The organism is Nonomuraea endophytica, from assembly GCF_014203235.1.
Taxonomy (GTDB): Bacteria; Actinomycetota; Actinomycetes; order Streptosporangiales; family Streptosporangiaceae; genus Nonomuraea; species Nonomuraea endophytica.
This window is the reverse complement of sequence record NZ_JACHIN010000004.1, coordinates 503,866-530,718: the sequence shown is the minus strand read 5'-3', so window position 1 is coordinate 530,718 and position 26,853 is coordinate 503,866. Positions and strand designations below refer to the sequence as shown.

Below are 26,853 nucleotides of genomic sequence, written 5' to 3'. Positions count from 1 at the left end.
CTCCGGGCTTGGTCCCTCCGGGCTTGGTCCCTCCGGGCTTGGTCCCTCCGGGCTTGGTCCCTCCGGGCTTGGTCCCTCCGGGCTTGGTCCCTCCGTGGTGGCCGTTCCGAGCTGGCGCCTCCGAGGGGTGGCTCCCGGGCGGTCGTCGAGGGGGTGGGGTCTGGGAGAATTTTGGGGTGCGAAGTGTTGAAGCGCAGCTGATTCACCGGCCGGGCGGGCGGGGTGCCGGGGAGATGGTGCGGCATCTGCTGGCCGTACAGGCGCAGGATGTGGGGGCTGCTCAGCTGGCTCTGCGGGCGCGGTCCGCCACCGTCACCCGGGCTGAGATCGACGCGGCCGTGGAGCGGCGCGAGATCGTGCGGGCGTGGGGGCCGCGCGGGACGCTCCACTACGTTCATCGTGACGACCTGGCGTGGCTGCTCGCGCTGACCAGCCGCCGGACGGGGTCGCTGCTGCGGCTGTCCCAGGAGGGCGTGCATGGCGACGATCTCTTGCCGCTGATCGAGGGGGCGCTCCTCGGGCAGGGGCCGTTGACCAAGGCCGAGCTGGAAGCGCGGCTGGGTGGGCGGGCGGCTGGGCAGGGGATCGTTCACCTTGTCGGGCTGGCCGCTGCACATGGGCTTGCGGTGCTCGGGCCGTTGCGTGGTGGCAAGCCAACGTATGTTCATGCTGCTGACTGGCTGGGCGGGCCGGTCGTGTTCGAGGCTGATCGGGGCAAGGCGCTGGGGGAACTGGCTGTTCGGTATCGGCGCTCGCACATCCCGGCCGAGCCTGAGGATCTGGCAGCCTGGTCGGGGTTGTCGCTGGGTGAGGCTCGTGAGGGGTGGAAGGCCGCGTCGGCACCCGCCCCGGAGGAGACGGCCGGGCTGATGGTGAGGCTGCTTCCGGCGTTCGATGAGTTGCTGATGGGGTGGAAGTCCCGCGATCCGATCCTGGCGCCGGAGCACGCCCGCAAGGTCTTTCCCGGCGGCGGCATCCTGCGCCCGTCGGTGCTGGTGGACGGTCAGATCCGGGGGACCTGGGCGCGTAGGGGCAGCGCCGTCACGGTTGAGCCGTTCGGCGAGCTGCCGTCGCTGGATGACGAGATCGCGGATGTCCGTCGGTTCCTGGCTTAGGTGGAAATATCGGGATAACCATGCACGGCGGCCGCCTGCCGAAACCGCTCGACCAGCTCAGGTCGTGAAATTTCCGGCACCCACACCGCTTCCGTGAAACTCCACAACAAGTAGGGATGGGCGCCCATCCCATACAGCGCCCCGTAGTCCCGCTCGGCCAGCGCCGCACGCTCCTGCTCGGTCAGCGGGCCACCTGCCCAGTCCCGCGCGTACGCCGCCGGGTCACCCGTATACGCCGCCAAACAGGCAGGCGACATGTTGACCTCACGCATGAACGCGTTGACCCCGTAACGGCTCATGGCGCCCACTCGAAGAACGGCGAGGTGGCGAACCGCGAGACGGCCCCCTCGGCGGACAACGCCGGCTTCCCTCCGGCCACCCCCATCGCGACCAGGAAGTTCAGGAACTGGTGCGACACGTTCCCCGCCTCCGTCAGCCGCTTGTAGGTCAGCTCGCCCAGCGCCCCGTCCACGTCGCCCGAGGCCACCCACTCCACCGCCCGCTCGTCGAACGCCCGCGACGGCGAGCCCGCGAAGTGCCGGGGCCCGCCTACCTCCGTGGCCAGGTGCCCGCTGGCGATCACCGCCACCCGCCGCTCGACCGGCGAGTCCTCAAGCGCCTCCCGCAGCACCTCGCCCACCCGGAAGAACCGGGCCGCGGACGGCAGCGGCGGCGCCATGCAGTTGGTGAACACCGGCACCACAGGCACCTCCAGCTCCGGCGTCAGGTAAAGCAGCGGCAGCAGCACGCTGTGGTCGGCGCGGAAGGCGTCGGAGGCGGCGAAGTCCACCCCGCGCTCGATCCCGCCGCCCAGCAGCTCCCGTCCCAGCTCCGCGTCCCCCCGCAGTTCCCGGTACGGCAGGCCGAACTCCCGCTCCTCGTTCCAGAACGTCGCAGGCACCAGAGGCGCCTTGCCCACCAGGAAGGCGGGCATCGTGTCGTAGAACCACTGCGTCAGGTGGTCGGTCGCCACCACGACCACGGCATCCGGCCGGGCGGCCGCCAGCCGTACCCGCAAACGCTCGAAACCCGCGCGCGTGGCGGCCAGGTCGTCGCCCCGCGCCCGCCACAGCAGCGGGTTGTGCGTGGTGCCGTAGACGCCGACGATCTCAGCCAAGGCCGAACAGCTCCCTCGCGTTGTCCAGCATGATCCGCTGCCGCGAGGCGGGCTTGAAGTCGAGCGACTCGAACTCCGCCGCCCAGCGCTCGGGGCCCAGCACCGGCCAGTCGGTGCCGAACAGCACGCGCTTGGTGATCACGCTGTCGGCGTAGTGGACCACCTCGGCAGGCCAGTAGCGCGGCGCCCAGCCCGACAGGTCGATGTAGTAGTTGGCCTTGTGCCAGCAGGCGGCCAGGTTGTCCAGGTGCCACGGCCAGCCGGGATGTGCGGCGATCACGGTCAGCTCGGGGAAGTCGGCGGCCACGTCGTCAAGGTAGGGGATCGGCCGGGTGTACTCCAGCTTGTAGCCCATGCCGCCGCGGGTGCCGGCGCCCGCGCCGAGGAAGCCGCCGTGGAACATGACCGGCAGCCCCAGCTCCGCGCAGACCTCCCAGATCGGGTAGAAGCGCTCGTCGTTGGGGAAGAAGCGCTGGCGGCCGGGGTTGAGCTCGCCGACGCCCCTGATGCCGTACTCGCCGTGGCAGCGCCGGATCTCCTCCGCCGCGTCCGGCGCGTGGGGATCGATGCCGCAGAACGCGATGAAGGTGTCGGCATGCTCGCGCTGCGCCCGGCCGAGCGCGTCGTTGAGCTCCGGCAGCCCGGCCGAGTTGACGATCACGGCCATCATGTCGCGCTCGCGGTAGAGGTCGGCCTGGGCGGCGAACGAGATCGGGGCGCGCTCCTTGCCGAAGTGGGCGCCCATCTGGCCGCGGCGCCGCCCCATCGCGGCCAGGAACTCCTCGGTCTGCGGGTGGGTGTGCACGTCGATGGCTTTCACTGCAGCTCCGGTGCGGGTCTGGTGGCGGGACGCGGCAGCCGCCGCTCGTGCGTGGAGAAACGGGTGCCCGGCCGGGTGGTCTCGTCGTCGATCAGGCCCAGGTGCAGCGCCTGCGGGTCCTGGACCAGGTCGGCGACGGTGTTCAGCGGCCCGTGCGGGATGTCGGCGGCGGTCAGGCGCTCGAACCACTCATCGCGCGGCCGCTTGACGGTCTCGGCCCGCAACGTCTCCTCCAGCTCCGCGTAGTGGCGGAAGCGCAGCTCACGGGTGGCGAAGCGGGGATCCTCCGCCAGATCGGGACGCTCCAGCACGTTGAGCAGCCCGAGCCAGAACTTCTCCGGCACCGACAGATGGATCACGAACGGCAGCCCCTCCGAGCTCACGCACCCGTAGGCCTGCGCCCGCGCCGCCCTGGTCGACGGCCCGGCGACCGTGCCCGTCTCCAGGTAGGTGGCGATCGGCTCGGTCAGGAAGTCGGTCAGCGCCCCGAGCATGGACACCTCCACCCGGCGGCCGGCGCCGGAGGACGAGCGCGCGTGCAGCGCCGCCAGGATGCCCTGGACCGCCGACATGCCGGACAGCAGATCCGAGAACGCCGGCCCGGCCGGGCGCGGATCATCCAGCGGCACCAGATGTCCGTACATGCCGCCGATCGCCGAGATGATCGTGTCGTACGCCGGCCGCTTAGCGTACGGCCCGCTCGGCCCGAACCCGGTGATCGAGCAATACACCAGCCGAGGCTCGCGCACCTTCATGACCGGCCAGCCGAAGCCCAGCCGGTCGGCCACCCCGGGCCGGAAGTTCTCGATCAGCACGTCCGCGCCGGACACCAGCTCCAGCAGCGCCGCCAGCCCGTCCGGGTCCTTCAGATCGAGCGTCACCGAGCGCTTGCCCCGGTTGTAGGCGGCGAACTGCGGACTGTACGGCCGGCCGCCGCCCCCCTGCCAGCGCCGCATCGGATCGCCGCCCGGCGGCTCCACCTTCGTCACCTCCGCGCCGAGGTCGGCCAGCAGCTTCCCCGCGTACGGCGCGGAGATGTACTGGCCCGCCTCGATCACACGCAGCCCGCTCAGGGGCATGTCGGCTCCTCCTTGGTTACGAGCATCACCTTGCCGAGATGGTCGCGCCGGCCCGCCATCTCGAAGGCCGCGCCGACCTCCTCCAGCGGCAGCTCAGCCGCCACCGGCGGCCTGACCAGGCCGCGGGCCACCAGGTCCAGGCCGTCGCGGACGTCGGCGTAGTCCGCGGCGGCGCAGCCGTACAGGGTGATCCGGCGGGTGTAGAAGGCGCGGGTGTCGAGCTCGACGGCCGAGTCCGGCAGTGCCGCCGCCACGACCACCGCGCCCGCCCACGCCACGCAGCGCAACGCGGCCGAGATCAGCTCGCCGCTGCCCGTCGCGTCCAGCACCAGGGCGGGCGAGCTGCCGTCGAGCGCCTTCTCCAGCGCCGCGCCGGCGCCTTCGCGCGGGTAGGTGACCACCTCGCTCGCGCCCAGGCCGGGCAGGTCGCCGATCGGCTCGCCCTCCAGGGCGCCCGCGGTCACCTCGGCGCCGAGCGCGGCAGCTACCTGCACCGCCGCGCAGCCGAGCGCCCCGGTGGCCCCGGTCACCAGCACCTTCCGCGGCACGCCCCGGCCGGAGCGGCGGATCATGTGCAGCGCGATGGGCACGCTGTGCACCGCCGCCGCGGCCTGCGCGAACGGCAGCCGCCCCACGTCGAAGGCCACCCGGGACGGGACCACGACGTACTCGGCGGCGCCGCCGTCGCGGTGGATGCCGACGACCGTCTGGGCGGGGCAGTCGGCCTCGCGGCCGGCCGTACACGCGCCGCATCCGCCGCACGGGACGTTCGGCTTGACCGCGACGCGCGCCCCCACGCGGTCGGGCACGCCCGGCCCGCAGGCCACGACGACGCCCGCCGGGTCGAGCCCGATCGTGCGGGGGAGCAGCACGCCGGGGCCGAGCGGCGCGCCCGCCATGACCTGGCGTTCGAGCTGGTTCACGCCGACCGCGCGCACCTCGATCAGCACCTCGCCCGGCCCCGGCTCGGGCACCGGTGCGTCGGCGACGCGCAGCCGCGAGCCGTCCCAGCGTGCCGCCCTCATGGGCGCTTGGCCACGCCGAGCGCGTCCTGCGCGCGGGTGAGCTGGCCGAGATGCGTGAACGACTCGAACGGCGCCGGCGGCAGCTTCAGCACCGCGAGCAGTTCCTCGAAGCCCTTCGCGTTCAGCCCCATGTCGTCGTCGTAGAGCAGTGGGCCGTTGGCGTAGACCTCGGGCTCCTCCTCCAGCGGCGTGACGGTGAAGCCCTTGGCGCGCATCAGCTTCTGCACGTACGCCTGCTGGGCGGGGTCCTTGAAGACCTTGATGCCCTTGATCGTCGCCCGGATGAAGCGGGCGGTGGTGTTCGGGTTGCGGTCCACGAAGTCCTGGAGCGCGGTCAGGCTGTCGTTGGGCCACTCCTTCATCACGTCCAGCACCAGGCGGCCCTGCACCAGCTTCTTGTGCCTGGGGAAGATCACGGTCATCGCCAGCTTGCCCTGCTTGAACTGCTCCACCCAGGCGTTCGAGCCGCCGGGCAGGTTCACCGGCTTCACCGCCACGCCGGTCAGGTCGAAGCCGGCCTCCTTGAGCAGTTGCATCCGCACGTCGTACTCGATCGTGCCGGGGTTGGCGCCCAGCAGCACCGGCTTGCCCGCCAGGTCCTGCGGCTTGGCGATCTCCGGCCGCACCACCACGACGAACGGCTCGCGGTTGCGATATCCGGCCACGATCCGCAGCCCGGTGCCCGCCGTCGCCGCAGCGACCACGTCGGGCGAGGCCTCGGCGCCGAAGTCGAGGCTCCCGCCGACCAGGCCCTCCCTGATCGACTGCACCTCCACCCGCTCGACCGTCAGCCCCTCTTCCTTGTAGAAGCCCTTGTCGAGGGCGATCTCGACGGGGGCGTTGGTGTCCAGGTTCGGCAGCCGCATGCCGATCTTCAGGGCGGTCTTCTCCGGCGCCCCGATGGGTCCGGTCGCGGCGGGCGCGGGCGTCTGCGGCGCGGTGCCGCCACATCCGGCGATCAGGAGTACGGCCAGCGGCACGATCAGACGTTTCATGACACTCCTTCGGCATACCAGGGAGCGGCGATCCGGCGAGCGAGGCTCACCAGCGCCATCAACACGTTGGCGATGACGACCAGCAGAAGCGTGAGCGCCAGCGCGGATGCCAGGTCGAAGTCGGCCGACCTGCGGAAGATCAGGTAACCGAGCCCCTGGCTGCCCCCGATGAACTCGCCGACCACGATGCCGACCATGGCCCTGGCCACGCCCATGCGGATCCCGGTGAGGATCAGCGGGAGCGCCGCCCAGAGCTGCACCTTGAGGAACACCTGGATACGGCCGGCGCCGTACACCCGGGCCGCCCGCACCAGCGAGGGGTCCACGCCTCTGATGCCGTCCATGGTGTTGATCGCGATCGGGAAGACCGCCATGAGAAAGATGATGAGGATCTTGGGCGCCGCCCCGAATCCGAGCCACAGCACGAGCAGCGGCTGGAAGGCGATCCTCGGCATCGCGTAGGCCGTCCAGAACGGCGGCCCGGCCACATCGCTGACCAGCCGCGACGACCCGAGCGCCAGCCCGCACGGCACGCCGACGACCACCGCGAGCAGGAACCCGGCCACCGCGTTCTGCGTGCTGAACCAGGCGTGCTCCGGCAGCGAACCGTCGGCCAGCATCCCGGTGAACGCCGTCCAGATCGCGCTGGGCGGCGGCACGAACGACGGGTTGGCCAGCTTGAGCCCGCTGATCGCCAGCTCCCACAGCGCGAACAGCGCCGCCACCTCCAGGGCGACCGCCCACCTCTTGAGGTCACGCATGGTTCCTCCACCCGCCGGCCCGGCGTTCCGCCAGGTCGAGCAGCCGTACCAGCACCACGGACAGCACGACGTAGACGCCGATCGCGGCGAACGCCTCCCCGGTCCTGAACCGCGCGGTGGCGTTGACGATGATCGACCCGACGCCGCTGGGCGAGCCCACCATCTCGCCGACCAGCAGGCCGATCATCGACGTGGGCACCGCCAGACGCAGCCCCCCGATCACGTACGGCACCGCCCACGGCAGCCGGATCTTCAGGTAGACCGCCATCCGGCCCGCCCCGAACACCCGGGCCGCCCTGATCAGCGACGGGCTGGTTTGCGCCGCGCCGGTCGCGGTGTTGAGCGCCACCGGGATCATCGTGCTGAGGAAGACCAGGACGACGATCGGCCCGTCGCCGTAGTCGAGCCAGGCGGTGAGCGTGGGCTGGAGCGCGATGAGCGGCGTCGCCCACAGGGACCAGAGCAGCGGCATGAGCAGCCGGTTGGCCCACGGCAGGCTCCCGGTCGCGAGTCCGGTGACGACTCCGGCCGCCGCGCCGAGACCGTATCCAATCAGCCAGCTTCTGGCGCTGGTGCCGAGGTGGCCGGCGAGTTCGCCGCTGGATATGAGCGTGGCCAGCGAGCCGGCCACGTCGCCGGGGGAGGGGAAGAAGACGCGGTTGACCAGTTCGAGCTCGACCACGGCCACGTGCCAGAGGGCCACGAAGACCACCAGGTCGGCCAGGGCGATGAGCGGGGTGCGGTACTTCCAGGGGCGGCGGGCCGTACCTGATGGGCGGACTCGCAGGGGTTTGGCGGGGGCGGTGCGCGCGGTCATTCCGCGGCCCCGCGGGCCGCGGCCACGGCGTCGGACTCCAGCGACTTCCACAGCTGGTCGCGCAGCCCGTCGCGGTTGCCCGGCGTGACGGAGACGATCTCCTTGATGGTCCCCGGGTGCGAGCTGAACACCGCGATCCGGTCCCCGAGCTGGACCGCCTCGTCGATGCTGTGGGTGATGAAGACGACGGTCTTGCCGGTGGCGTCGATGATGCGCTTCAGCTCGGCCCGCATGACCTCGCGGGTCAGCGCGTCGACCGCGCCGAGCGGTTCGTCCATGAGCAGGATGCGCGGATCGGCGACCAGCGACCTGGCCAGCCCGGCGCGCTGCTGCATGCCGCCGGACAGTTCGCGCGGGTAGGAGTTCTCGAATCCGGACAGGCCCACGAGGCGGATGGCCTCGGCGATCCGGTCGGCGGCGCCCTCCTTCAGCCGGGGCTGCATCTCCAGCCCGAATCGGACGTTGTCGGCGACGGTACGCCAGGGCAGCAGCGCGTAGTCCTGGAAGACCACGGCGCGGTCGGGACCCGGTGCGGTGACCGGGCGGCCGCCGGCGAGGATCGTGCCGGTTGTCGGGGTGAGCAGGCCCGCCACGCAGTTGAGGACCGTGGTCTTGCCGCAGCCGCTGGGCCCGAGGACGGTCAGGAACTCGCCTTCCATGACGTCGAGGTCGACGTCCTGCACGGCGATCAGCCGGTTGCCCGTCCTGGCGACGTGGTACCGGACGGACAGGTCGCGGATCTGGATGATCGGATCGGTCGCCATAAACGGCTCCGTACTCCCAGGGGAACGAGATGGCTACATTATTCATGGCGTTAAAACACGGTCAACCCCCCTCTCTCGGACGTTTCCAAGAGAGTGTTGACAAGATTGGATACGAAATCCAGGCTGTGGGCATGCGCACAGAAGAAGTGAGCTGGTACAGCGACGGCGACCGGATCAGCGCCCTGTGGCGTACCCCCGACGAGGGGGCGGGGCCGTACCGCGCCATCGTCCAGGGCCCCGGCTGGCTGGGGCTCAAGGACGCGAAACTCTACGTCCGCTACCACGAGGCACTGACCGCGGCGGGCTTCGCCGTGCTGGTCTTCGACTACCGGGGCTTCGGCGGCTCCGAGGGCGACCGGTCGATCCTGTCGCCGGTTCGGCAGCTGCAGGACCTGCGCTCCGCCGTCACGTACCTGACCGGCCGCGACGACGTGGTCCCCGACGGCATCGGCGTCTTCGGCAGCGGCGGCACCGGCGGCGGCAACGCCGTGCTGCTGGCCGCCGCCGACCGGCGGGTCCGGGCCGCGGTCAGCCAGTTGCCCGTCGCCGACGGGGCCGACTGGCTGCACCGGATGCGCAGCGAGTACGAGTGGCTGGAGTTCCTGGCCGACGTCGAGGCCGACCGCCTCGACCGGGTACGCACCGCCAAGGGCCGCCTCGTCCATCCCCGCGAGGAGATCATGGTCCCGACCAAGGAACGCCGGGCCACGACCGTCAAGGCCGACGTGGACGAGCGCATCCCGACGCAGGTGGCGTTCGCCCCCGCGGTGGAGGAGATCCTCGCCTACCGGCCCGCGGCGGCCGCGATCCACACCCCGCTGCTGGTCATCGGCATCGAGAACGACGCCACCACACCCACCGACCACGCCGAGAAGATCTACGCCGCCGCCCGCGGCCCCCGCGAGCTGATCATGCAGCGGCACACCACCCACTACGCCGCCTACGACCGCTACTGGACCGAGGTGACCCCGCGGGTCGTCGCCTGGTTCGAGCGCCATCTCGGACCCGCCCACCTGGTGGTCTCCACCCCCGAGGGCGACGCGCGGATCGAGGCGCCCGCATGATGAGGATCGCCGGAGGAACCGTCGTCACCCCCGCCGGCCGCCTCGACGCCGACGTGCTCGTGTCCGGAGGCAGGATCGCCGGGCTGGTCTCCCGGGAGGTGGAGACCGGCGACCAGGTGGTCGACGCCACCGGCAAGCTCGTCCTGCCCGGAATGGTCGACGTGCACGTCCACACCCGCGAACCCGGCTTCACCCACAAGGAGGACATCCTCACCACCACCCGCCAGGCCGCGGCCGGCGGCGTGACGACGATCTTCGGGATGCCCAACCTCGACCCGCCCACCACCACCGCCGAGACCCTGCAGGACGTCCTGTCCCGCTACGCGGCCACCTCGATCGTGGACTACAACCACAACCCCGCCGCCACCCTGACCGACCAGGTCCCCAAGATGGCCGAGATGGGCATCAGGGCCTACAAGGTGTACATGGTCGTCGACACCGGCCGCACCTACCCACACCCCGCCGGAACCGGCATGCACGACCACGGCGACCTGCTGCGCATGATGGACACCATCGCCGCCACCGGCAAACGCTTCATCGTCCACCCGCACGACCAGGCGCTCATGGACTACATCGAGGGCCGTTACCTGGAAAGCGGCGAGAACACCCCGCAGGCCTACGCCCAGGCCTATGCCGAACGCGAAGGCGTCATCTGGGACACCGCCATCGACGTCGTCCTCCGCCTGGCCGAGGCCAGCGGCTGCCCCGTCCACCTGGCCCACATGCAGACCCGCCGCTCCGTCGACGCCGTCCGCCGGGCCAAGGCCCGGGGTGTGGACGTGACGTGCGAGGTCAACCACTGGATGCCGTTCCTGTCCCGGTGGGAACACGTCGAGCGGCTAGGGCCTTATGCGCTGTCGTACTGGGTGCCCGACGACGCCCGCGAGGCCGTGTGGGACGGCATGCGCGACGGCACCATCGACATCGCCGCCTCCGACCACGCGCCGCACACGCGGGAGGAGAAGGAGATCGGCTGGACCCGCATGTGGAGCTCCCACACCGGCACCCCCGGCATCCAGTACTTCTACCCCCTCCTCCTGAACGCCGCCCTGTCCGGACAGATCACCCTGGAACGCGTCGTCGAAATGGCCGCCGAGGTCCCCGCCCGCAAGTTCGGCCTCCCCCAGAAGGGCGCCCTGCTCCCCGGCCGCGACGCCGACATCGTGATCGCCGACCCTGACGCGCCGTGGACCATCACCGACGCGGACGTCCTGTCCAGGGTCGGCTGGACCCCCTACGCGGGCGTGACGTGCGGGGTCCGCGTCGACCGCACGTTCGTCCGCGGAGTCGAGGTGTACGGCGAAGGCCAAGTCGTCGGCCACCCCGGCCACGGCCAACAAGCCTGACCCCCTCCCATCTCCCTACTCTCCCCACCACCACCTCCACCACCACGCCCTCACCCTCCTCCCCTCTCCCCGCCCAACCTGCGCCGCCTCCACCCCGTTGCCCGGTACCTCCCTCGCGGCCGGTCCCTTCGGTTCGCCCGGGCAGGGTCCCGGTCGCTCACCCGCCAGACCTGCCCGACCTGCCGCAGACCCGCAGACCCGCAGACCCGCAGACCCGCAGACCCGCAGACCCGCAGACCCGCAGACCCGCAGACCCGCAGACCCAGGAACCCCGGAGACGCAGACCTGGAAGCCCGGAGACCCGGAACGCTCAAGTGCCGAGGCCCAGAGGTTTTGAGGGGCCTACCGGCCCTTGAGGGCCATGGGGTCTTGAGGGGTTGGGGGATCGGGGTCTCGGCGGGGTGGTGGGGCGGTAGCCGTACCTCATGGATTTAAGGAGATTTGTCGTGAAATTCGGCCTCTTGCTTCCCCATTTCGGTGAGTTCGCCTCCCGTGACCGGTTGCTCCGTGGCTCGCAACGTGCGGAGGAACTGGGGTTCGACTCCGTCTGGGTGCGTGACCACCTGGTCTTCGAGCCGCACGGTGAGATGGAGTCGCCCAACCGGGAGTTCTACGACGCGCTCACCACGTTGACCGCCATCGGGGCGGTGACCTCGCGCATCCAGCTCGGCACCGGCTCGCTGATCCCCTTCCGCCACCCGCTGACCACCGCGCTGCAGCTCGGCACCATGACCCAGCTCGTCGGCGACCGCCTCATCCTGGGGTTCGGCGCGGGGACGTTCCAGCACGAGTTCGACGCGATCGGCTGGGGCGACAGGGACCGGGTCTCGCTGGTCCGCTCCAACGCGGAGATCCTGCGCAAGGTCGCCGTCGAGAACGACGTCAGCTACTCCGACGACAACTTCACCTTCTCCGGCGTCAGCATCGAACCCAAGCCGGTGGGCGGCCCCGTCCCCTTCTGGTACTGCGGCGCCACCCCCCGCAGCGCCCGCCTGGCCGCCGAGTGGGCCGACGGCTGGATGCCCGGCCGCATCTCGCTGGCCACGATCCGCCGCCGCGTCGAGAGCATGCGCGAGATCTGCGAGGAGAACGGCAGGAAGCTGCCGACGGTGGCCGTCATCCCGCCCACCTCCGTCGCCGCGACCAGGGAGGAGGCGCTGCGCGACGTCAACGTCCCGGGCCTGCTGGCCTGGGCGAACAAGGCCAAGTTCGCGGTCAGGCCGCCGTCGGGCCGGTTCGAGACGGTCGAGGACCTCGAAGGCCAGCTCATCGTCGGCGATCCGGGCGAGATCGTGGACGAGGTGAAGAAGTTCGAGGCGGCCGGGGTCGAGCACCTCGTCTTCGACTTCCGCTTCTCCTTCCCGCGCTGGTTCGAGGTGATCGACCTGCTCGGGACCGAGGTGCTGCCCAGACTCCGGTAGTGTCCCGCATGGCGGGACACCTGTGCTTGGATTGGATCCGATAACCGGATCCCCGGGAGAGGCGTGAGCGTGGAGACCGCGACCAAGCCCTCGTTCGACGATGTCGTCGGCCGTATGTCCGCTGGATACAAAACGGTCGGACAGATGGCCTACGACGTCATCCGCGAGTGCATCATCACCGGCGTGCTGGCACCCGGCGAGCACCTGCGCCAGGAGGAGCTCGCCGAGCGCCTCGGCGTCTCGCGCATCCCGGTGCGCACCGCGCTCATGCAGCTGGAGTCCGAGGGGCTGGTGTCCTTCCACCCTCATCGCGGCGCCGTGGTGCGCACCCTCACCGTCGAGCAGGTCCGCGAGATCTACGAGCTGCGCGTCCTGCTGGAGTCGCACGCCCTGCGCAAGTCCATCGCCAGGATGACCTCGGCCAGGGCGGCCCGGCTGCGGGAGCTCGGCACCGCCCTCGACGAGCCGCACGTCAGCAGCTCGCTGGCGGAGGAACGGGCCGCCTTCTACCGGGAGCTTTACGACGCGGGCGAGAACCCCGTCGCCGTCGGCATCATCGAGGACCTGCGCAACTCCGTCGGCCGCTACCTCCTCGGCCTGCGCGTCGGCCACGACCAGGGCGGCCACCGCCACCTCGCCACCCTGGCCGCCCGCGGCGACGTCGACGCCGCCGTCGCGCACCTGCACGAGCACCTCGAGATCGTCTCCCGCCGCATCGTCGAGGTGCTGTCGGAGGAGGCGGAGACCGCGCCCGTCGCCAAACCCCGCCGCCGCCAGGCCAAATGAGGCCGGTGCGGTGAAGGGCCGGGCGGCGGTCTCGGCCGGGCTCATGCTGGCCATGGCGCTGGCAGCCGTGGACGGCACGATCGTCGCCACCGCGGTGCCGTCGATCGTCCGCGACCTGGGGTCGTTCTCGCTGTTCCCGTGGGTGATCTCGGGCTACATGCTCTCCCAGGCCGTGTGCACGCCCATCTACGGCCGCCTGTCCGACCTGTACGGCCGCAAGCCCATGCTGGCCGGCGGCATGGCCATCTTCCTGCTCGGCTCCCTGCTGGCCGGAGTCGCCACCAGCATGCCGATGCTCATCGCCGCCCGCGTCGTGCAGGGCGTGGGCGCCGGCGCCATCCAGTCGATCGTCCAGGTGGTGGCCGCCGACCTTTACCCGCTGGAGGAACGCGGACGCATCAGCGGCCTGTTGTCCTCGGTCTGGGGCGTGTCGGCGCTCATCGGACCGGCCGTCGGCGGGCTGCTGTCCGAGCTGGTGTCCTGGCGCGCGATCTTCCTGCTCAACCTGCCCCTGGGCGCCGCCGCGATCATCACCATCGCCGTCTTCCTCCGCGAACACGTCGAACGCCGCGAAGTCCGCCTCGACCTGCTCGGCAGCCTGCTCCTGGCCGTGGGCGTCGTGTCCCTCATGCTCGGCCTGCAGGAGACGACCTGGTGGCTGCTGCTCCTGGGCGTGGCCGTACTGACCGCCTTCGCCTGGTGGGAACGCCGCGCCGCGGAGCCCCTCATCCCGCCGTGGGTGTGGCGCGAACGCGCCCTGCTCGGCTCCTTCCTGGGCAGCGCCGTGGTCGGCATGGTCCTGGCCGGCCCCACCGTCTACCTGCCCACCTTCGCCCAGGGCGTGCTCGGCGCGGGCGCCGTCGCCGCCGGCTTCGCGCTGGCCGTGCAGTCGATCGGCTGGCCCCTGTCGGTCACCTTCTCCGCCCGCCTCTACATGCGGTACGGCTTCCGCGACACCGCCCTGATCGGCCTCTTCCTGATCGCCGTGTCGGCCGTCCTGTTCAGCCTGATGACCGGATCGTCCTCGCTCCTCTACGCCGGGGCCTGCGCCTTCGTCAACGGCGCCGGCCTGGGCCTCGTCTCGGTCTCCATGCTCGTCGGCGCCCAGAACCAGGTCGGCTGGGACCGCCGCGGCGTCGTCACCGGAGGCGTCGTCTTCTTCCGCGTGGCCGGAGGCGCGCTGGGCACCGCCGTCCTGGCCACCGTCGCCAACGCCACCCTCGCCGGCCGCCTGAACGGCCACGCCTCCGTGGACTCGGCCGCCAGAGCCCTGCGATCCGGCGGCCCCGACGCCGAACCCGTCCGCCAGGCCCTGTCCGCCGCCGTCCACAACGTCTTCCTGGGCATGCTCGCCATCGCGGCCCTGGGCCTCCTGGCCATCCTGCTCGTCCCCCGCCGCCCCCGGCCCACGCCCCCTTGATCCGGGGCTCTAGGTTCCGTGTCGCGGGACCTGGGGTTGATCGGGACGGGTGGTGGTGGGCAGGGTGGGCCATGTCCCACGTTCAGTCGGTCTCGAAGGCCGCGTGTGTCCTGCGCACGCTGGCCGGCACCCAGCGCCCGTTGTCGGTGCGCGAACTCGCCGGCCGTACCGGAATCCCGCGCAGCACGGTGCACGCGCTGTGCACCACGATGTGCCACGAAGGCCTGGTGGAGGCCGAGCCGGGAGAGGGCTACCGGCTGGGAACGCTGGGCCGGCGGCTCACTCCGAGATAGACGCGGCGTTGGGGGCGGCGGCGTCGTTGGGCTGGACGCCGCCCGGCCGGGCGCCGCGGATGCAGGTCGGCTTGGACCAGGCGACGCTGGTCTTCTCCGAGAACTGCAGGGGCACGCCGACGAGGAAGCAGTAGCCGCCGTCCTTGGTGAGGCCGGTCAGGCGGGTGGAGGTCGTGCCGGCGGGCAGCGGGACGAGGGGCTCGCCGTCGGAAGGCTCGCGCTGGACCACGAGCGGGTACTCGCGCGCGCCGCTGGGCAGCCGCCAGGTCAGCGTGACCGACACGCCCTGGTCCCTGCTCACCTTGAGCAGGCGCGGCCGGAGCGCGTCGATGGACTTGCGGTCGACGGTGGGGGTGGTCGGCTTCTTCAGCTCCGTACGGCCCGCCGTGGGCACCGTGCCGGACGGGCGCTGCGACAGATAGACGGCCACCCCGGTACCGGCCAGAGCCACCGCCGCCACCGCCACCCCGATCACGATCTTGCCGCGCCCCGAGGAGCCGCCGCCCTTCCTCCGCCGCCCGCCAGGCACGGCAGGACCGCCGCCCCCCGGCTGCCCCGCCGCAGCGGCCTGAGCCAGGGGAGCCTGCGCGCCTTGAGGCTGGGGAGCCTGGGCGGCAAGGGGCACACCGCTCTGAGGCGCCCATGGACTTGTGGCCTGCCCACCCAAGGGAGCAGTCGGAGGGCGGTGCGGGGCCCACGGGCTGACCGGGTCGGCATGGGCGCCCGTCACCGGATACGTCGAGCCCGGCGCCCAAGGACTCGGACTGGCGGGCGGGTACGCGGGCGCCTGGGCGGGGCCGTTCGGGTCGGCCGGGGCGGTCGCCGGGTAGGTGGCCGGGTGGGTCTGCGGGCCGGACGGCGCGTCGGGCCGGGGCGCGGGGGAAGGGCCGGGGTCGGCGCCGAGCAGGTCGGTGACGGGCAGCCCGAGCTCCGCCTGGATCCGCTGCAGCCGCTCGGCGAACTCGCGGGCGGTGCCGTACCGCTGCTGAGGGTCCTTGGCCATCGCGCGCATGACCGTGGAGAAGACCACGGCGGGCACGTCGGCGCGGTCGATGGGCGGCGGGTCGCTGCTCAGTACGCGATACATCAGCGGCGCGATCGACGGGTCGGTCGGGCTGTGGAAGGCGGGCTGGCCGGCCAGCAGGTGGTAGAGGGTGGAGCCGAGCGAGTAGATGTCGGTGGCGGCGGTGTGCTGGTGGCCGCTCAGGACCTCGGGCGCGGCGTGCAGCGGGGTGAACGCGTGGGTCGAGGCGGACACCTCGGCGGTGTCGATGACGCGGGCGACCCCGAAGTCGGCGATGGCGGGCTCGCCGTACCGGGAGATGAGGATGTTCTGCGGCTTGATGTCGCCGTGCAGGACCCCGGCCTCGTGGACGGCGGCCAGCGCCCCGGCGAGCTTGACGCCCGAGCGCAGCACCTCCTGCAGGGGGAGCGGCCCGTTGTTGCGGATGCGGTCGCGCAGCGAGCCGTTCTCGAAGAAGTCCATCGCGATGTACGGCTTGCCGGACCGCGTGGTGCCGGTGTCGAAGACCGTCACCACGTTGGGGTGGCCGGTGAGGCGGCCGGTGAGCTGGAGTTCGCGCTGGAACCTGCGCATCGTCCTGCTGTCGACCCGGTCCACGGACAGCACTTTGAGCGCCACGACCCGGTCGAGACGCTCCTGGTAGGCCCGGTAGACGATGGCGAATCCGCCCTGGCCGGCCTGATCGAGCACTCGATAGCCGGGGGCGTCCTCGACGTGCTGCACAGTGCTTCCCCCCTGTCAGGGGCGAGTTTAGCGATTTGCCCGGGTGTGGGCGTCAGAAGGGCGACATCAGGTACGCGCCGCCGAACATCGACGCACCCGCGACCAGCAGGAAGAAGAAGACGTAGAAGCCGCCGGGCAGCACCGTGAGCCGGGCGAGCTGGTCGGCGTCGGAGTTGCCCGCCTGCCTGCGGCGACGTTTGCGCTGCAGCTCCATGATCGGGCGGACGCCGCCGAACAGCAGGAACCACACCGCCACGTAGGCCACGACCTGCTGGATGTCGTCCGGCGCGTACATGGACAGGGCGAAGAGCGCGCCGCCGGTCGCCAGCAGGATGAGCGCGCCGTAAAGGTTGCGGATCAGCAGCAGCATGCAGACCAGGAACAACAGCACGACCCAGATCAGCATCGTGATGCGCCCCTGGTCGGTCAGCCACGCCCCGGCCAGCCCGAGCAGCGACGGCGCGACGTACCCCGCCAGCGCGGTCAGCACCATGCCGGGCCCGGTGGGCTTGCCCCTGGTCAGGGTCACGCCGGAGGTGTCGGAGTGCAGCCGGATGCCCTCCAGCTTGCGCCGCGTGAGCAGGGCCATCAGCGCGTGCCCGCCCTCGTGCGCGATCGTGACGAGCCCTCGGGTGAGATGCCAGGAGGTGGTGTAGGAGACCACCGCGAAGGCGAACACCGCCGACACCACGATCACCCATGGCTCGGGGGCGGGCTGGACCTCCACGAGCTGTGCCAGGAACTTGTCCATCGAGTAGAGACCCTATCCGGGTAAAGTCACCGCCGTGGTCACAGAACTTCATTCTGATTCCGAGGTTCCCGCCTGGCGGGCCGCGCGCGGGCTGCCCGGCCTGATCGACCTGCACGTGCACTTCCTGCCCGAACGGATGGAGCGGCGCGTCTGGCACCACTTCAACCACGGCGGCCCGCTGCTCGGCGACGGCTGGAAGGTCTCCTACCAGTGGCCCGTGGAGCAGCGCCTGGCCCGGCTGCGCGAGATGGGCGTCACCCGCTTCACCGCCCTGGCCTACGCCCACAAGCCGGACATGGCGCAGGATCTCAACGCCTGGACGCTCGACTTCGCCCGCCGTACCCCGGAGTGCGTCCCCTCCGCGACCTTCTACCCCGAGCCGGGCGCCCTTTCCTATGTACGGCAGGCCGTCGACGCCGGCGCCCGCATCTTCAAGATCCACCTCCAGGTGAGCGACTTCGACCCCCGCCTGCCCGAGCTGGACGGCATCTGGGGCCTGCTGGCCGACGCCGGGCTCCCGGTCGTCGTCCACGCCAGCTCCGTCCCGGTGCCCGGCGGCCGCATCGGCCCCGAACCCATCGCCGGCCTCCTGAGAAGGCACCCCCGCCTGCGCCTGGTCATCGCCCACCTGGGCATGCCGGAGTACGAGCCGTTCTTCGACCTGGCGGAGCGCTACCAGCGGGTCGCGCTCGACACCACGATGGCTTTCACCGACTTCGCCGAGCTCGGCATGCCTTTCCCCGCCGCGCTCCGGCCCGCGCTGCGTGAACTCGGCCAGGCGGGGAAGGTGGTGCTCGGCAGCGACTTTCCGAACATTCCACACTCGTACGCGCACCAGCTGCACGCGCTCGACCGGCTCGGCCTCGGGGACGAATGGGTCAGGGCCGTGTGCTGGCACAACGGGTCCGACATGATCTGATAGAGGGGTGAACGATCGGCACGAGGCGCTGGTCCGCGCCTTCTACGAAGCGCTGGGACGCGGCAACCTCGAGGTCATGGAGCGTTGCTACCATCCGGACGTCAGCTTCGGCGATCCGGTCTTCCAGGAGGTGGAGGGACGCGACCGCGTGATGGCGATGTGGCGGCTTCAGCTCGGCGTACGCGACGGGCTGCGCTCGGACTTCCGCGACGTGCGGGCCGACGCCCACGCCGGCAGCGCCACCTGGACGGCCCGCTACACGTTCAGCAGAACGGGGCGCGAGGTCGTCAACGAGGTCACCGCGCTCTTCCGCTTCGAGGACGGGCTCATCGTGCGGCACCACGACGAGTTCGACTTCAAGCGGTGGTCGAGGATGGCTCTCGGCCGGCCGGCCGGTTTGCTGTTCGGCTGGACGCCGATGTTCCGCAAGACGATCAGGGACCGGGCCCACCAGGCGCTCGACGAGGTGTCGTAGAGGAGTGAGCGCATGGCACGCATGAAGGGCTTCCTGCAGAGCAGTCGCATCCGCGAGCAGGCGCCGGAGCACTCCATGGACCCCCGGGCCGTGGAGGAGGAGGCCCCCTACCGCCCGACCGTGATCGACAACGCGATCTACCAGTACGGCGAGCGCATCGACAACCCCGGCTCGCTGGCCGACGCCTTCGAACGGCTCAAGGAGATGCCGGGCACCATGGCCTGGATCGGCCTGTACCGCCCGAAGGAGTGGGAGCTGGTCAAGCTGGGCGAGGAGTTCCAGCTCCACGAGCTGGCGCTCGAGGACGCCATCGTCGGCTCCCAGCGCCCCAAGGCCGACCGCTACGGCGACACGCTCTTCGTCGTGCTGCGCGCCGCACGCTACCTCGACGACGTGGAAGAGGTCGCGTTCGGCGAGCTGCACGTCTTCGTCGGCCCCAACTTCGTGATCACGGTACGGCACGCCGAGGCCCCCGACCTCCAGGCCGTGCGCAAACGCATGGAATCCGACCCCGACCTCCTGCGCCAGGGCCCCCAGGCGGTGCTCTACGCCATCCTCGACGCCGTCGTGGACGGCTACGCCCCGGTCGTGGCCGGGCTGCAGAAGGACCTGGAGGAGATCGAGGGCCAGGTGTTCAGCGGCGACCCGGCGGTCTCACGCCGCGTCTACGAGCTGAGCGGCGAGGTCATCGAGTTCCAGCGGGCCACCGCGCCGCTGCTGAAGATGATCGACGGCTTCATCGCCGGCGCCACGAAGTACGGCGTCAACGAGGAGCTCCAGAGCTACCTGCGCGACGTCGCCGACCACGCGATCACGGTCACGGAGCGCGTGTCCGCCTTCCGGCAGATGCTCCAGGACATCCTGGTGATCAACTCGACCCTGGTCACCCAGGCCCAGAACGCCGAGATGGCCAAGATGACCGAGGCCAGCATCCGGCAGGGTGAGGAGGTCAAGAAGATCTCCGCCTGGGCCGCCATTCTTTTCGCCCCGACACTGGTCGGCACGATCTACGGCATGAACTTCGACTTCATGCCGGAAACCCACTGGACACTGGGCTATCCGTTCGCCGTCGTGCTGATGGGCGGGGTGTGCCTGATCCTCTACATCGTCTTCAAGAGACGCGACTGGCTGTAGGGTCTGCCGGACCGCACGGGGCGCGCGGTCCTAGCGTGGTGTCCATGAGTGAGTTCGGGTGGATGGAGGCGGGCGGCCAGTACCTCGCCCGCAAGGTGGACGCGGCCGTCGAGGCGGGACTGGACGGGGCCTCGCAGCTGCCGGGATGGCGGCGCCGCCATGTGGTGGCGCACGTGGCCTGCAACGCGCGGGCGCTGTCTCGCCTGGTCCACTGGGCCAGGACCGGCGAGGAGCGGGCGATGTACCCGAGCAGGGAGGCCCGCGACGCGGAGATCGAGGAGACGGCCCGCATCCCCGCGCCGGAGCTGGCGGCCCTGTCGGCCGAGTGCGACCGGGAGCTGCGCGAGGACCTGGCGGGCCTGTCGGACCTGCAGTGGAACACGAAGGTCCGCACCGCGCAGGGCAAGATCGTGCCGGCCTCCGAGATCCCCTGGATGCGGGCGCGCGAGTCGTGGATCCACGCCGTGGACCTCGGCGCCGGCGGGTCCTTCGACGACTTCCCCGACGGCCTGGTCGACATGCTGCTCAGCGACGTCACCGCGGCCATGGAGAACCGCCCCCAGGGCCCGGCGCTGCTGCTGGTCCCGCTCGACCGGGCGCGCACCTGGCGCGTCCACCCAGGCGGCCGGCCGGACGACGCTGACCTGGTCGAACGGGTCGCGCTGGTGCGCGGGAGCGCGGCGCGGCTGGCCGCGTGGCTGACCGGCCGCGGCCCCGCGCCGGAGCCCGGCGCGCCGTCGATCGGGCCGTGGTTGTGAGCGCTGTCCGGATCTGGACAGGACGTCAGAACGCACTTACCGTCCGAGAATGCGGTTCGGAATCTTCTACGAGCACCAGCTGCCTCGGCCCTGGAAACCGGACAGCGAGCAGCGGCTCTACACCGACGCCCTGGACCAGATCGAGCTCGCCGACCGGGTCGGCTTCGACTACGTCTGGGAGGTCGAGCACCACTTCCTGGAGGAATACTCCCACTCGGCGGCGCCGGAGGTGTTCCTGGCCGCCGCCTCCCAGCGCACCACGAACATCCGCCTGGGCCACGGCATCATCCAGCTCCCGCAGCAGGTGAACCACCCCGCCCGGGTGGCCGAGCGGGTGGCCACCCTGGACCTCGTCTCCGGCGGGCGCGTGGACTTCGGCACCGGCGAGGCCAGCTCCGCCGCGGAGCTCGGCGGGTTCGGGGTGGCGCGCGAGCGCAAACGCGAGATGTGGCAGGACGCGCTCGACTGCGTCACCCGCATGTTCGCCGAGGAGCCGTTCGCCGGATGGAACTCGCCCCACCTCCGCATGCCGCCACGCAACGTGATCCCCAAACCGGTGCAGAAGCCGCACCCGCCGCTCTGGGTGGCCTGTTCGCGGCGCGAGACGATCCGGCTGGCCGCGCGCAACGGGATCGGCGCGCTGTCGTTCGCGTTCGTGCACCCCGAGGACGCGGCCACCTGGTCGCGCGACTACTACCGGCTGCTGGCCTCCGAGGAGTGCGTGCCCGCCGGGTTCGCCGTCAACGCCAACCTCGCCGTCGTGCTGCCGATGATGTGCCACGAGGACCCGGAGGAGGCCAGGCGGCGCGGCGCGTCCGGCGCCGGGTTCTTCGCCTACGCGCTCGCCCACTACTACGGGCCGTCCAGGCACGAGCCGGGCCGGGGCTCCATCTGGGCCGACTTCGCCGCCCGGCGCCCCTCGCTCGGGGCGCGCGGCGACGATCCGCTGGCCGGGGCGCTCGGCAGCCCGCAGCAACTCGTCGAGCTGGTCCGCCGCTACGAGGAGGCGGGCGTCGATCAGATGATCTTCGTACTGCAGGCCGGGCCGAACCGGCACGAGCACATCTGCGAGAGCCTGGAGCTGTTCGGCAAGAAGGTCCTGCCGGTCTTCGCCGACGGGCGCGAGGAGCGGGAGCGGGCCAAGGCCGAACGGCTGGCGCCGGCGATCGGGGCGGCGCTGGCCAGGAGGGCCCCGGTCAGGGTGATGGCGCGGCCGTACCAGATGGACGAGGACGCCGAGGTCGCGCGGATCGGGCGGCGGGCGCCGGCGGCCGGGCCGGGGGAGCGGCTGCGGGCGGCGCGCAAGGCGGCGCGGCGCGGCGGGCAGGGGCTGCTGGCGCGCTTCGTCGGCGGGCGCGAGGACCGGGACCTGGAGCGGTGGTTCGGACCGGGGCAGCAGCGGCTGCTGTTCGGGCTGATGGCGCGCTCGTTCGACCCGGCCAAGGCCGGCGGGTTCCAGGGGACGCTGGAGTTCCGGCTCGAACCGGCGGCCACCTGGACGATCAGCGTGCGCGGCGAGCGGGCCAGGATGGCGCAGGGCCGCGCCGCCGACCCGGCGCTGGTGCTGGCGATGCCCGCCGCCGACCTGCTGCGCGTGCTCGCCGGCACGGTCAACCCGGCCGACCTGCTGATGTCCGGGAAGCTGCGGGTGGAGGGCGACGTCACGCTGGCCTCGCGGGTGGCCGAGATGTTCGGCGGGCCGTCGCCGTATTGACCTCAACTCCGGTCGAGGTTGCAGGATCGGGCTCATGAGACGAGCTCTGGTACTGGGCCCCGGTGGAGTCGCGGCGACGGCATGGCTGGCCGGGCTGATCACCGGACTGCGCCGCGAAGGCGTGGATCTGTCGGCCGCCGACCTCGTCGTGGGCACCTCCGCCGGCGCGGTCGCCGCCGCCCTGCTCGCCACCGGCGCCCCGCTCGACACCCCGCCGGAAGGCCACGCCGACCTGCTGCGGGACGCGGAATGGCCGGCGCGCCGCCTGCTCATCGCGGCCGTGGACGCATCGAGTGGCGAGCGTGCCGTCTTCGACATCTTCGGCGGCGTCCCCCTGCCCGCCGCCGTCGCCGCGAGCCGCGCCGACCCTGCCATCACGATCGCCGGCCGCCGCTACACCGACGCCGGGTCCGCCACCAACGCCGACCTGGCCAAGAGCGCCGACCGCGTCCTGGTCCTGGAGCCACTGGCCCCGCCCACCGCGCCGCGCTTTTTGGCAGTGCCGAGCACTCCGGCGACGCTGAGCCTTTCGGTGGCGCTGTGTCCACCATCGCGCCCGACGCGCCCTTGACCGCCGGGGCCTGGGCGCCGTCCTTCCACTCAGGAGTACGGCAGGCCGCCGAGAGCGCGGCACAGGCCGCGGAGGTCTGGCACGGTCCCAGGCGGCGCCGGGCTAGCTGAGCAGCTTGCGGGCGGCCGCCTCGATCTCCTCCTCCGACAGCAGCACGTGACCGGCCGCCTCGCCGAGCGGGATGAAGCTGTCGGAGGACGTCACCCGCGCGATCTGCCCGGTGAACCCGGCGTCGACCAGCTCGGCCACGACCCCCTCCGAGACGCTGCCCGAGCGGCGCGTCTCGTCGGCGATCAGCACCTTGCCGGTCAGCTCAGCCGCCCGCACCAGGTCCTCGACCGGCAGCGGCGACAACCACCGCAGATCCAGCACACGGCAGCTGTAGCCCTCCTGGGTGAGGCGGACCGCGGCCCGCAGGCTCATCCGCAGGCCGTTGCCGTAGGTGACGATGGTCAGGTCGCGGCCGTCGCCGTAGGAGCGGGCCCGCCCGATCGGCACGTGCGTGTCGGCCCAGCGGGTCGGCGGCGCGTATGTGGCCAGCCAGCCGCCGTCGCCCTCGTCGAACAGGTCGCGCGTGTGGTAGAGCGCGATCGGCTCCAGGAAGACGCAGACCGTGCCTTGGGTACGGGCCGCCGCCAGGCACGTGCGCAGCATCGCCGAGGCGTCGTCGGGCCGCGAGGGCGAGGCGATCACCAGGCCGGGGATGTCGCGCAGCGCGCCGATGGCGTTGTCGTTGTGGAAGTGGCCGCCGAAGCCCTTCTGGTAGGCGTAACCGGCCACGCGTACCACCATCGGGTTGGTGAAGGCGCCGCGGGAGAAGAAGGAGAGCGTGGCGGCCTCGCCGCGGATCTGGTCGAGCGCGTTGTGGAGGTAGGCCAGGTACTGGATCTCGGGCACCGGCAGCAGCTTGGCGACGCCGGAGCCGAGCGCGAGGCCGAGGATGGCCTGCTCGTCGAGGAGGGTGTCGAAGACGCGGGCGGGGCCGAAGCGCTTCTGCAGGCCGCGGGTGACGCCGTAGACGCCGCCCTTCTTGGCGACGTCCTCGCCGAAGACCATCATCTCGGGGTAGACGGCCAGCGCGTCGGAGAGCGTCCTGTTGATCGCCTGCGACAGCGTCATCGCCTTGTCGTTCTCGGGCAGCGCGCCGGCGAAGGCCTTCTCGCGCACCGACGGCTCGGCAGCCACCGGGCTGATCTTGGCGATCACGTCCTCGTCGCGCGGGGCGATGGTCGCCATGACCTCCTCGGCCGTGGACAGCCGAGGGCTGCGCGTGGTCTCCAGCGCCATGCGCAGCACGTGCTCGCGCGTGGACTCGTACGACTTGAGCAGCTCTTCGGGGGTGACGAGGCCCGCCTCGACGAGCATCGCGGCGCTGCGCAGCAGCGGGTCGCGCTCCATGTCGGCGCGGATCTCGCGCTGGGTGCGGTAGGCGACCTCGACGTCGGAGCCGGCGTGGCCCATCAGCCGCACCGTCGACAGGTGCAGGAAGGCGGGGGAGCGGTTGGCCCGCACGTGCGCCACCGCCTGCGCGGCCGCGTCGTAGGCGGCGGCCAGATCGCAGCCGTCGGCGGCGAAGTACTCGATGCCCGGCCGGTTGGCCGCCGCCTCGACCCAGCCTCTGGGCGTGCGGACGCTGATGCCGATGCCGTTGTCCTCGCAGACGAACAGGATCGGCACCGCCTGGCCCTGATAGGTGGCGTAGGCGGCGGTGTTGAAGCCGGACTGCGCGGTGGCGTGGTTGATGGAGGCGTCGCCGAAGCTGCACACCGCGATCGCGTCTCTGGCCCAAGCGGCGGGCACGTCGAGCGCACGGGCCCGCTCGATGGCGAAGGCCACGCCCACGGCCCTGGGCAGATGGCTGGCGATGGTCGAGGTCTGCGGGATGATCGCGAGCTCGGGGTGCCCGAACACCTTGTGCCTGCCGCCCGCGATCGGCTCCTCGGCGGCGGCGGTCAGGCCCATGAGCACGTCGCGGATGCCCTGCTCGGGCAGCCGCCCGGCCAGGGTGGAGCGCGTGAGGTAGAACGCGCCGGAGCGGTAGTGCAGCAGGGCGGGGTCGTCGACGCGCAGCGCGGCGGCCAGCGCGGCGTTGCCCTCGTGCCCGGCCGAGCCGATCGTGTAGAAGCCCTGGTCCTGCTCGCGCAGCCAGCGGGCGGCGATGTCGAGCAGCCGGCTGTCGAGCTGGAGGCGATAGAGGTCGAGACAGAGCCGGCCGCTGAGCGTGCTGCCTTCGCGGACCGGTCTTGACGGGTCCCGAGGAGTGCCCATCTTGAGGTCGGCTACGGCTTCGAGGAAGTGAGTCTCAACTGTGTCGCGCGCCACAAGCCCGATTATGCCCCCCAGAGGCCTCGTCGGGAGGTGACATGTTCTGGACCGGTGTTATTGACTCAGTTTCGTTACGGCATGTCAGCTTTACGAACCTTTTGCCCATCCTAAACGTCTACTAGGGAGAAACACGTGGCACCCTCAATGCCGCGTTGACCACTTGCGGACTCCAGAAGGGACGGAAACCCGCATGTCGCAACGCATCCGCGCCGTAGCCGTCGCGCTGGCGATGGGAGCCGGAGCGATCGCTCTGGCCTCGCCGGCGTCGGCCTCGGCCGGGGCGCAGGCCCCCAGCATTTCCGACGTGGACGTCAGTCCGTCGCCGGTCGTCGTGTTCGACGACTCGGTCACGGCGACGTTCAGCTTCACCACGAAGGGCGCGGGCAAGGCAGAACTCCAGCTTCGCGCGCCCGGTGACGTCAGCGTTCCCACACCGGTCGACCTCAAGTCCGCGCCGCACGGCGAATGGACGAAGTGGACCGGCACCAAGTCCTTCGACGCCAAGAGCGCCGGACGCTGGAACATCCTCGCCATCGCCCACGGCGACGGCGAGAGCTCCTCGCGCGGCTCGTTCGAGGTCAAGAAGGCCCTCGACACCAAGATCGTGGACTTCGACGCCAGCCCCGACCAGGTGGCCAAGGGCTCGACGATCAAGGTCTCCGGCCGTCTCCTCGCCGACGGCAAGGGGTACGGCGGGCAGCAGGTCACGATCACCTTCCGCGAGAAGGGGACCGACGCCTACCGCCACATCACCAAGACCGGCACCAGCCGCTCCGGCTGGTTCTCCACCGGCGTCAAGGCCGAGGCCACCGGCTGGTGGCGGGCCGAGTTCGACAAGACCGGCGCCGCGAGGGGCTCGGTCAGCGACACCGACCGCGTGGACGTCAACGCCGCCGACCGGTCCAGCCGGATCATCGGCTTCGACGCCTCGCCCGAGCCCGTGGACAAGGGCGACCGGCTCGCGCTCAGTGGCAACCTGCAGGTCGAGGGCTGGGAAGGCCTGCCCGGCCAGCGGGTGGCCATCCAGTTCAAGGCCCACGGATCCTCGCGCTGGGAGCACGTGACCAGCGACGTGACCGGCCGCAACGGCCGCTTCTGGGCCGACGCCAGGGCCTACACCTCCGGTTGGTGGCGGGCCGTGTACGGCGGCTCCGCCGGCATCAAGGGCTCGGCCAGCGACGCCGACTGGGTCCGCGTGGAGCGGAACACTCCGCCTCCGCCGCCGGAGAAGGCCGACAGCAGGCTGATCAAGTTCAACGCCTACCCTGAGCCCGTCAAGCGCGGCAAGTACCTGAAGTTCAAGGGCAAGCTGCAGATCCTCGACGACGGCTGGGACGGCCACCGGGCCAAGATCCGCCTGTACTTCAAGCCCAAGGGCTCGAGCAAGTGGTACTACTACAAGGCCACCTGGTCCAACAGCAGTGGCAACATCTACACCAAGGTGAAGGCCTCGAAGTCGGGCACCTGGAGATTCGTCTTCCAGGGCGACTCGGACGCCTACGGCGACACCAGCGGTAGCGACTACGTGCGCGTGAAGCGGTAACCGCCGGCAGTACTCGGGCGCGGGCCTCCGATCCAGGAGGCCCGCGCCTTCTGTTGTGCAGGGCGGTCTTCTGCTTTTCGCTGGACGAGGCCG

General features: G+C 71.3%; 26 protein-coding genes. 14 read left to right on the top strand and 12 right to left on the bottom strand.

All coding sequences use genetic code 11. The annotated features are described in order from the left end of the window. Nucleotides 1–233: 233 nt before the first annotated feature. Nucleotides 234–1,115 carry a winged helix DNA-binding domain-containing protein gene (locus HNR40_RS18040; RefSeq protein WP_184962625.1) on the top strand — a complete coding sequence of 294 codons (882 nt, stop codon included), beginning with the start codon at nucleotides 234–236 and terminating at the stop codon, nucleotides 1,113–1,115. Here HNR40_RS18040 and HNR40_RS18035 read toward each other — a convergent pair. Genes HNR40_RS18035 through HNR40_RS17995 form a run of 9 tightly spaced genes read right to left on the bottom strand, consistent with a single transcriptional unit; the run spans nucleotide 1,112 to nucleotide 8,493 of the window. Further along, nucleotides 1,112–1,414, bottom strand: coding sequence for a hypothetical protein (locus HNR40_RS18035; RefSeq protein ID WP_184962624.1), 303 nt, complete (start codon nucleotides 1,412–1,414; stop codon nucleotides 1,112–1,114). The two genes, HNR40_RS18040 and HNR40_RS18035, sit on opposite strands and share 4 nt — an antisense overlap. Beyond that, nucleotides 1,411–2,232 (bottom strand): DODA-type extradiol aromatic ring-opening family dioxygenase, encoded by an 822-nt coding sequence (locus tag HNR40_RS18030; RefSeq protein WP_184962622.1) that lies wholly within the window; start codon nucleotides 2,230–2,232, stop codon nucleotides 1,411–1,413. The genes HNR40_RS18035 and HNR40_RS18030 overlap by 4 nt, the downstream gene beginning before the upstream one ends. After that, nucleotides 2,225–3,052: an amidohydrolase family protein gene (locus HNR40_RS18025; protein WP_221340496.1), complete on the bottom strand. Its 828-nt coding sequence runs from the start codon at nucleotides 3,050–3,052 to the stop codon at nucleotides 2,225–2,227. Before HNR40_RS18025 ends, HNR40_RS18030 begins: the two co-directional genes overlap by 8 nt. Further along, nucleotides 3,049–4,131 carry a CaiB/BaiF CoA transferase family protein gene (locus HNR40_RS18020; protein ID WP_184962620.1) on the bottom strand — a complete coding sequence of 361 codons (1,083 nt, stop codon included), beginning with the start codon at nucleotides 4,129–4,131 and terminating at the stop codon, nucleotides 3,049–3,051. The genes HNR40_RS18025 and HNR40_RS18020 overlap by 4 nt, the downstream gene beginning before the upstream one ends. Next, on the bottom strand, nucleotides 4,122–5,156 hold the full coding sequence (locus HNR40_RS18015; protein WP_184962618.1) for an alcohol dehydrogenase catalytic domain-containing protein: 1,035 nt from the start codon (nucleotides 5,154–5,156) through the stop codon (nucleotides 4,122–4,124). Before HNR40_RS18015 ends, HNR40_RS18020 begins: the two co-directional genes overlap by 10 nt. Continuing rightward, the gene (locus HNR40_RS18010; protein ID WP_184962616.1) at nucleotides 5,153–6,151 is read right to left on the bottom strand and encodes an ABC transporter substrate-binding protein; all 999 of its coding nucleotides are present in this window, start codon (nucleotides 6,149–6,151) and stop codon (nucleotides 5,153–5,155) included. Before HNR40_RS18010 ends, HNR40_RS18015 begins: the two co-directional genes overlap by 4 nt. Then, complete coding sequence (locus HNR40_RS18005) at nucleotides 6,148–6,912, bottom strand: ABC transporter permease (protein WP_184962614.1); 765 nt, start codon at nucleotides 6,910–6,912, stop codon at nucleotides 6,148–6,150. Before HNR40_RS18005 ends, HNR40_RS18010 begins: the two co-directional genes overlap by 4 nt. Then, nucleotides 6,905–7,729, bottom strand: a complete 825-nt coding sequence (locus tag HNR40_RS18000) for an ABC transporter permease (protein ID WP_184962612.1) — start codon at nucleotides 7,727–7,729, stop codon at nucleotides 6,905–6,907. The genes HNR40_RS18005 and HNR40_RS18000 overlap by 8 nt, the downstream gene beginning before the upstream one ends. Then, entirely contained in the window at nucleotides 7,726–8,493 is a 768-nt protein-coding gene (locus HNR40_RS17995) for an ABC transporter ATP-binding protein (RefSeq protein WP_184962610.1), read from the bottom strand. Before HNR40_RS17995 ends, HNR40_RS18000 begins: the two co-directional genes overlap by 4 nt. Before the next feature lie 131 nt (nucleotides 8,494–8,624). Here HNR40_RS17995 and HNR40_RS17990 point away from each other — a divergent pair, with 131 nt between their 5' ends. The 6 genes from HNR40_RS17990 to HNR40_RS17965 all read left to right on the top strand — a co-directional run bounded on the left by HNR40_RS17990 (nucleotide 8,625) and on the right by HNR40_RS17965 (nucleotide 14,823). Then, entirely contained in the window at nucleotides 8,625–9,557 is a 933-nt protein-coding gene (locus tag HNR40_RS17990) for an alpha/beta hydrolase (protein WP_184962608.1), read from the top strand. Then, nucleotides 9,554–10,903: a dihydroorotase gene (locus HNR40_RS17985; RefSeq protein ID WP_184962606.1), complete on the top strand. Its 1,350-nt coding sequence runs from the start codon at nucleotides 9,554–9,556 to the stop codon at nucleotides 10,901–10,903. The genes HNR40_RS17990 and HNR40_RS17985 overlap by 4 nt, the downstream gene beginning before the upstream one ends. A gap of 446 nt (nucleotides 10,904–11,349) precedes the next feature. Beyond that, entirely contained in the window at nucleotides 11,350–12,324 is a 975-nt protein-coding gene (locus tag HNR40_RS17980) for an LLM class flavin-dependent oxidoreductase (protein WP_184962604.1), read from the top strand. Nucleotides 12,325–12,387: 63 nt separating this feature from the next. Next, nucleotides 12,388–13,110: a GntR family transcriptional regulator gene (locus tag HNR40_RS17975; protein WP_184962602.1), complete on the top strand. Its 723-nt coding sequence runs from the start codon at nucleotides 12,388–12,390 to the stop codon at nucleotides 13,108–13,110. Nucleotides 13,111–13,120: 10 nt separating this feature from the next. Next, nucleotides 13,121–14,530, top strand: coding sequence for an MFS transporter (locus tag HNR40_RS17970; RefSeq protein WP_221340495.1), 1,410 nt, complete (start codon nucleotides 13,121–13,123; stop codon nucleotides 14,528–14,530). Nucleotides 14,531–14,601: 71 nt separating this feature from the next. Continuing rightward, entirely contained in the window at nucleotides 14,602–14,823 is a 222-nt protein-coding gene (locus tag HNR40_RS17965; protein WP_184962600.1) for a helix-turn-helix domain-containing protein, read from the top strand. Here the strand turns inward: HNR40_RS17965 and HNR40_RS17960 are convergent. Continuing rightward, nucleotides 14,810–16,570, bottom strand: a complete 1,761-nt coding sequence (locus HNR40_RS17960; protein ID WP_184962598.1) for a serine/threonine-protein kinase — start codon at nucleotides 16,568–16,570, stop codon at nucleotides 14,810–14,812. The two genes, HNR40_RS17965 and HNR40_RS17960, sit on opposite strands and share 14 nt — an antisense overlap. 52 nt (nucleotides 16,571–16,622) lie before the next feature. Further along, nucleotides 16,623–17,321, bottom strand: a complete 699-nt coding sequence (locus tag HNR40_RS17955; protein ID WP_184962596.1) for a M50 family metallopeptidase — start codon at nucleotides 17,319–17,321, stop codon at nucleotides 16,623–16,625. Between the two features lie 34 nt (nucleotides 17,322–17,355). On the opposite strand from HNR40_RS17955, the gene HNR40_RS17950 reads away from it, so the two are divergent. The 6 genes from HNR40_RS17950 to HNR40_RS17925 are packed head-to-tail and all read left to right on the top strand — an operon-like array spanning nucleotide 17,356 to nucleotide 22,892. Beyond that, on the top strand, nucleotides 17,356–18,240 hold the full coding sequence (locus HNR40_RS17950) for an amidohydrolase family protein (protein WP_184962594.1): 885 nt from the start codon (nucleotides 17,356–17,358) through the stop codon (nucleotides 18,238–18,240). 7 nt (nucleotides 18,241–18,247) lie between these two features. Next, a complete protein-coding gene (locus HNR40_RS17945) occupies nucleotides 18,248–18,715 on the top strand; it encodes a nuclear transport factor 2 family protein (protein WP_184962592.1) in 468 nt (155 codons plus the stop codon). Between the two features lie 12 nt (nucleotides 18,716–18,727). After that, nucleotides 18,728–19,849, top strand: a complete 1,122-nt coding sequence (locus HNR40_RS17940; protein WP_184962590.1) for a magnesium and cobalt transport protein CorA — start codon at nucleotides 18,728–18,730, stop codon at nucleotides 19,847–19,849. A 44-nt stretch (nucleotides 19,850–19,893) separates the two neighbouring features. After that, nucleotides 19,894–20,607, top strand: coding sequence for a maleylpyruvate isomerase family mycothiol-dependent enzyme (locus HNR40_RS17935; protein ID WP_184962588.1), 714 nt, complete (start codon nucleotides 19,894–19,896; stop codon nucleotides 20,605–20,607). Nucleotides 20,608–20,656: 49 nt separating this feature from the next. Next, nucleotides 20,657–22,321 carry an LLM class flavin-dependent oxidoreductase gene (locus HNR40_RS17930; protein ID WP_184962586.1) on the top strand — a complete coding sequence of 555 codons (1,665 nt, stop codon included), beginning with the start codon at nucleotides 20,657–20,659 and terminating at the stop codon, nucleotides 22,319–22,321. A 34-nt stretch (nucleotides 22,322–22,355) separates the two neighbouring features. Next, nucleotides 22,356–22,892, top strand: coding sequence for a patatin-like phospholipase family protein (locus HNR40_RS17925; protein ID WP_184962584.1), 537 nt, complete (start codon nucleotides 22,356–22,358; stop codon nucleotides 22,890–22,892). Between the two features lie 102 nt (nucleotides 22,893–22,994). Here the strand turns inward: HNR40_RS17925 and HNR40_RS17920 are convergent, their stop codons facing one another. Continuing rightward, on the bottom strand, nucleotides 22,995–25,214 hold the full coding sequence (locus HNR40_RS17920) for a thiamine pyrophosphate-dependent enzyme (protein WP_312896401.1): 2,220 nt from the start codon (nucleotides 25,212–25,214) through the stop codon (nucleotides 22,995–22,997). Between the two features lie 193 nt (nucleotides 25,215–25,407). Here HNR40_RS17920 and HNR40_RS17915 point away from each other — a divergent pair, with 193 nt between their 5' ends. Then, a complete protein-coding gene (locus HNR40_RS17915) occupies nucleotides 25,408–26,760 on the top strand; it encodes a hypothetical protein (protein WP_184962582.1) in 1,353 nt (450 codons plus the stop codon). Nucleotides 26,761–26,853 lie beyond the last annotated feature (93 nt).

Bases quoted from the DNA above. Each gene is read 5' to 3' on its own strand.
- HNR40_RS17995 (WP_184962610.1), bottom strand. From the start codon at position 8,493: ATGGCGACCGATCCGATCATCCAGATCCGCGACCTGTCCGTCCGGTAC.
- HNR40_RS17935 (WP_184962588.1), top strand. From the start codon at position 19,894: ATGAGTGAGTTCGGGTGGATGGAGGCGGGCGGCCAGTACCTCGCCCGC.
- HNR40_RS17985 (WP_184962606.1), top strand. From the start codon at position 9,554: ATGATGAGGATCGCCGGAGGAACCGTCGTCACCCCCGCCGGCCGCCTC.
- HNR40_RS18035 (WP_184962624.1), bottom strand. From the start codon at position 1,414: ATGAGCCGTTACGGGGTCAACGCGTTCATGCGTGAGGTCAACATGTCG.
- HNR40_RS17955 (WP_184962596.1), bottom strand. From the start codon at position 17,321: ATGGACAAGTTCCTGGCACAGCTCGTGGAGGTCCAGCCCGCCCCCGAG.
- HNR40_RS18005 (WP_184962614.1), bottom strand. From the start codon at position 6,912: ATGCGTGACCTCAAGAGGTGGGCGGTCGCCCTGGAGGTGGCGGCGCTG.
- HNR40_RS17915 (WP_184962582.1), top strand. From the start codon at position 25,408: ATGTCGCAACGCATCCGCGCCGTAGCCGTCGCGCTGGCGATGGGAGCC.
- HNR40_RS17990 (WP_184962608.1), top strand. From the start codon at position 8,625: ATGCGCACAGAAGAAGTGAGCTGGTACAGCGACGGCGACCGGATCAGC.
- HNR40_RS17965 (WP_184962600.1), top strand. From the start codon at position 14,602: ATGTCCCACGTTCAGTCGGTCTCGAAGGCCGCGTGTGTCCTGCGCACG.
- HNR40_RS17940 (WP_184962590.1), top strand. From the start codon at position 18,728: ATGGCACGCATGAAGGGCTTCCTGCAGAGCAGTCGCATCCGCGAGCAG.
- HNR40_RS18015 (WP_184962618.1), bottom strand. From the start codon at position 5,156: ATGAGGGCGGCACGCTGGGACGGCTCGCGGCTGCGCGTCGCCGACGCA.
- HNR40_RS18020 (WP_184962620.1), bottom strand. From the start codon at position 4,131: ATGCCCCTGAGCGGGCTGCGTGTGATCGAGGCGGGCCAGTACATCTCC.
- HNR40_RS17925 (WP_184962584.1), top strand. From the start codon at position 22,356: ATGAGACGAGCTCTGGTACTGGGCCCCGGTGGAGTCGCGGCGACGGCA.
- HNR40_RS18000 (WP_184962612.1), bottom strand. From the start codon at position 7,729: ATGACCGCGCGCACCGCCCCCGCCAAACCCCTGCGAGTCCGCCCATCA.
- HNR40_RS18040 (WP_184962625.1), top strand. From the start codon at position 234: ATGGTGCGGCATCTGCTGGCCGTACAGGCGCAGGATGTGGGGGCTGCT.
- HNR40_RS17930 (WP_184962586.1), top strand. From the start codon at position 20,657: ATGCGGTTCGGAATCTTCTACGAGCACCAGCTGCCTCGGCCCTGGAAA.
- HNR40_RS18010 (WP_184962616.1), bottom strand. From the start codon at position 6,151: ATGAAACGTCTGATCGTGCCGCTGGCCGTACTCCTGATCGCCGGATGT.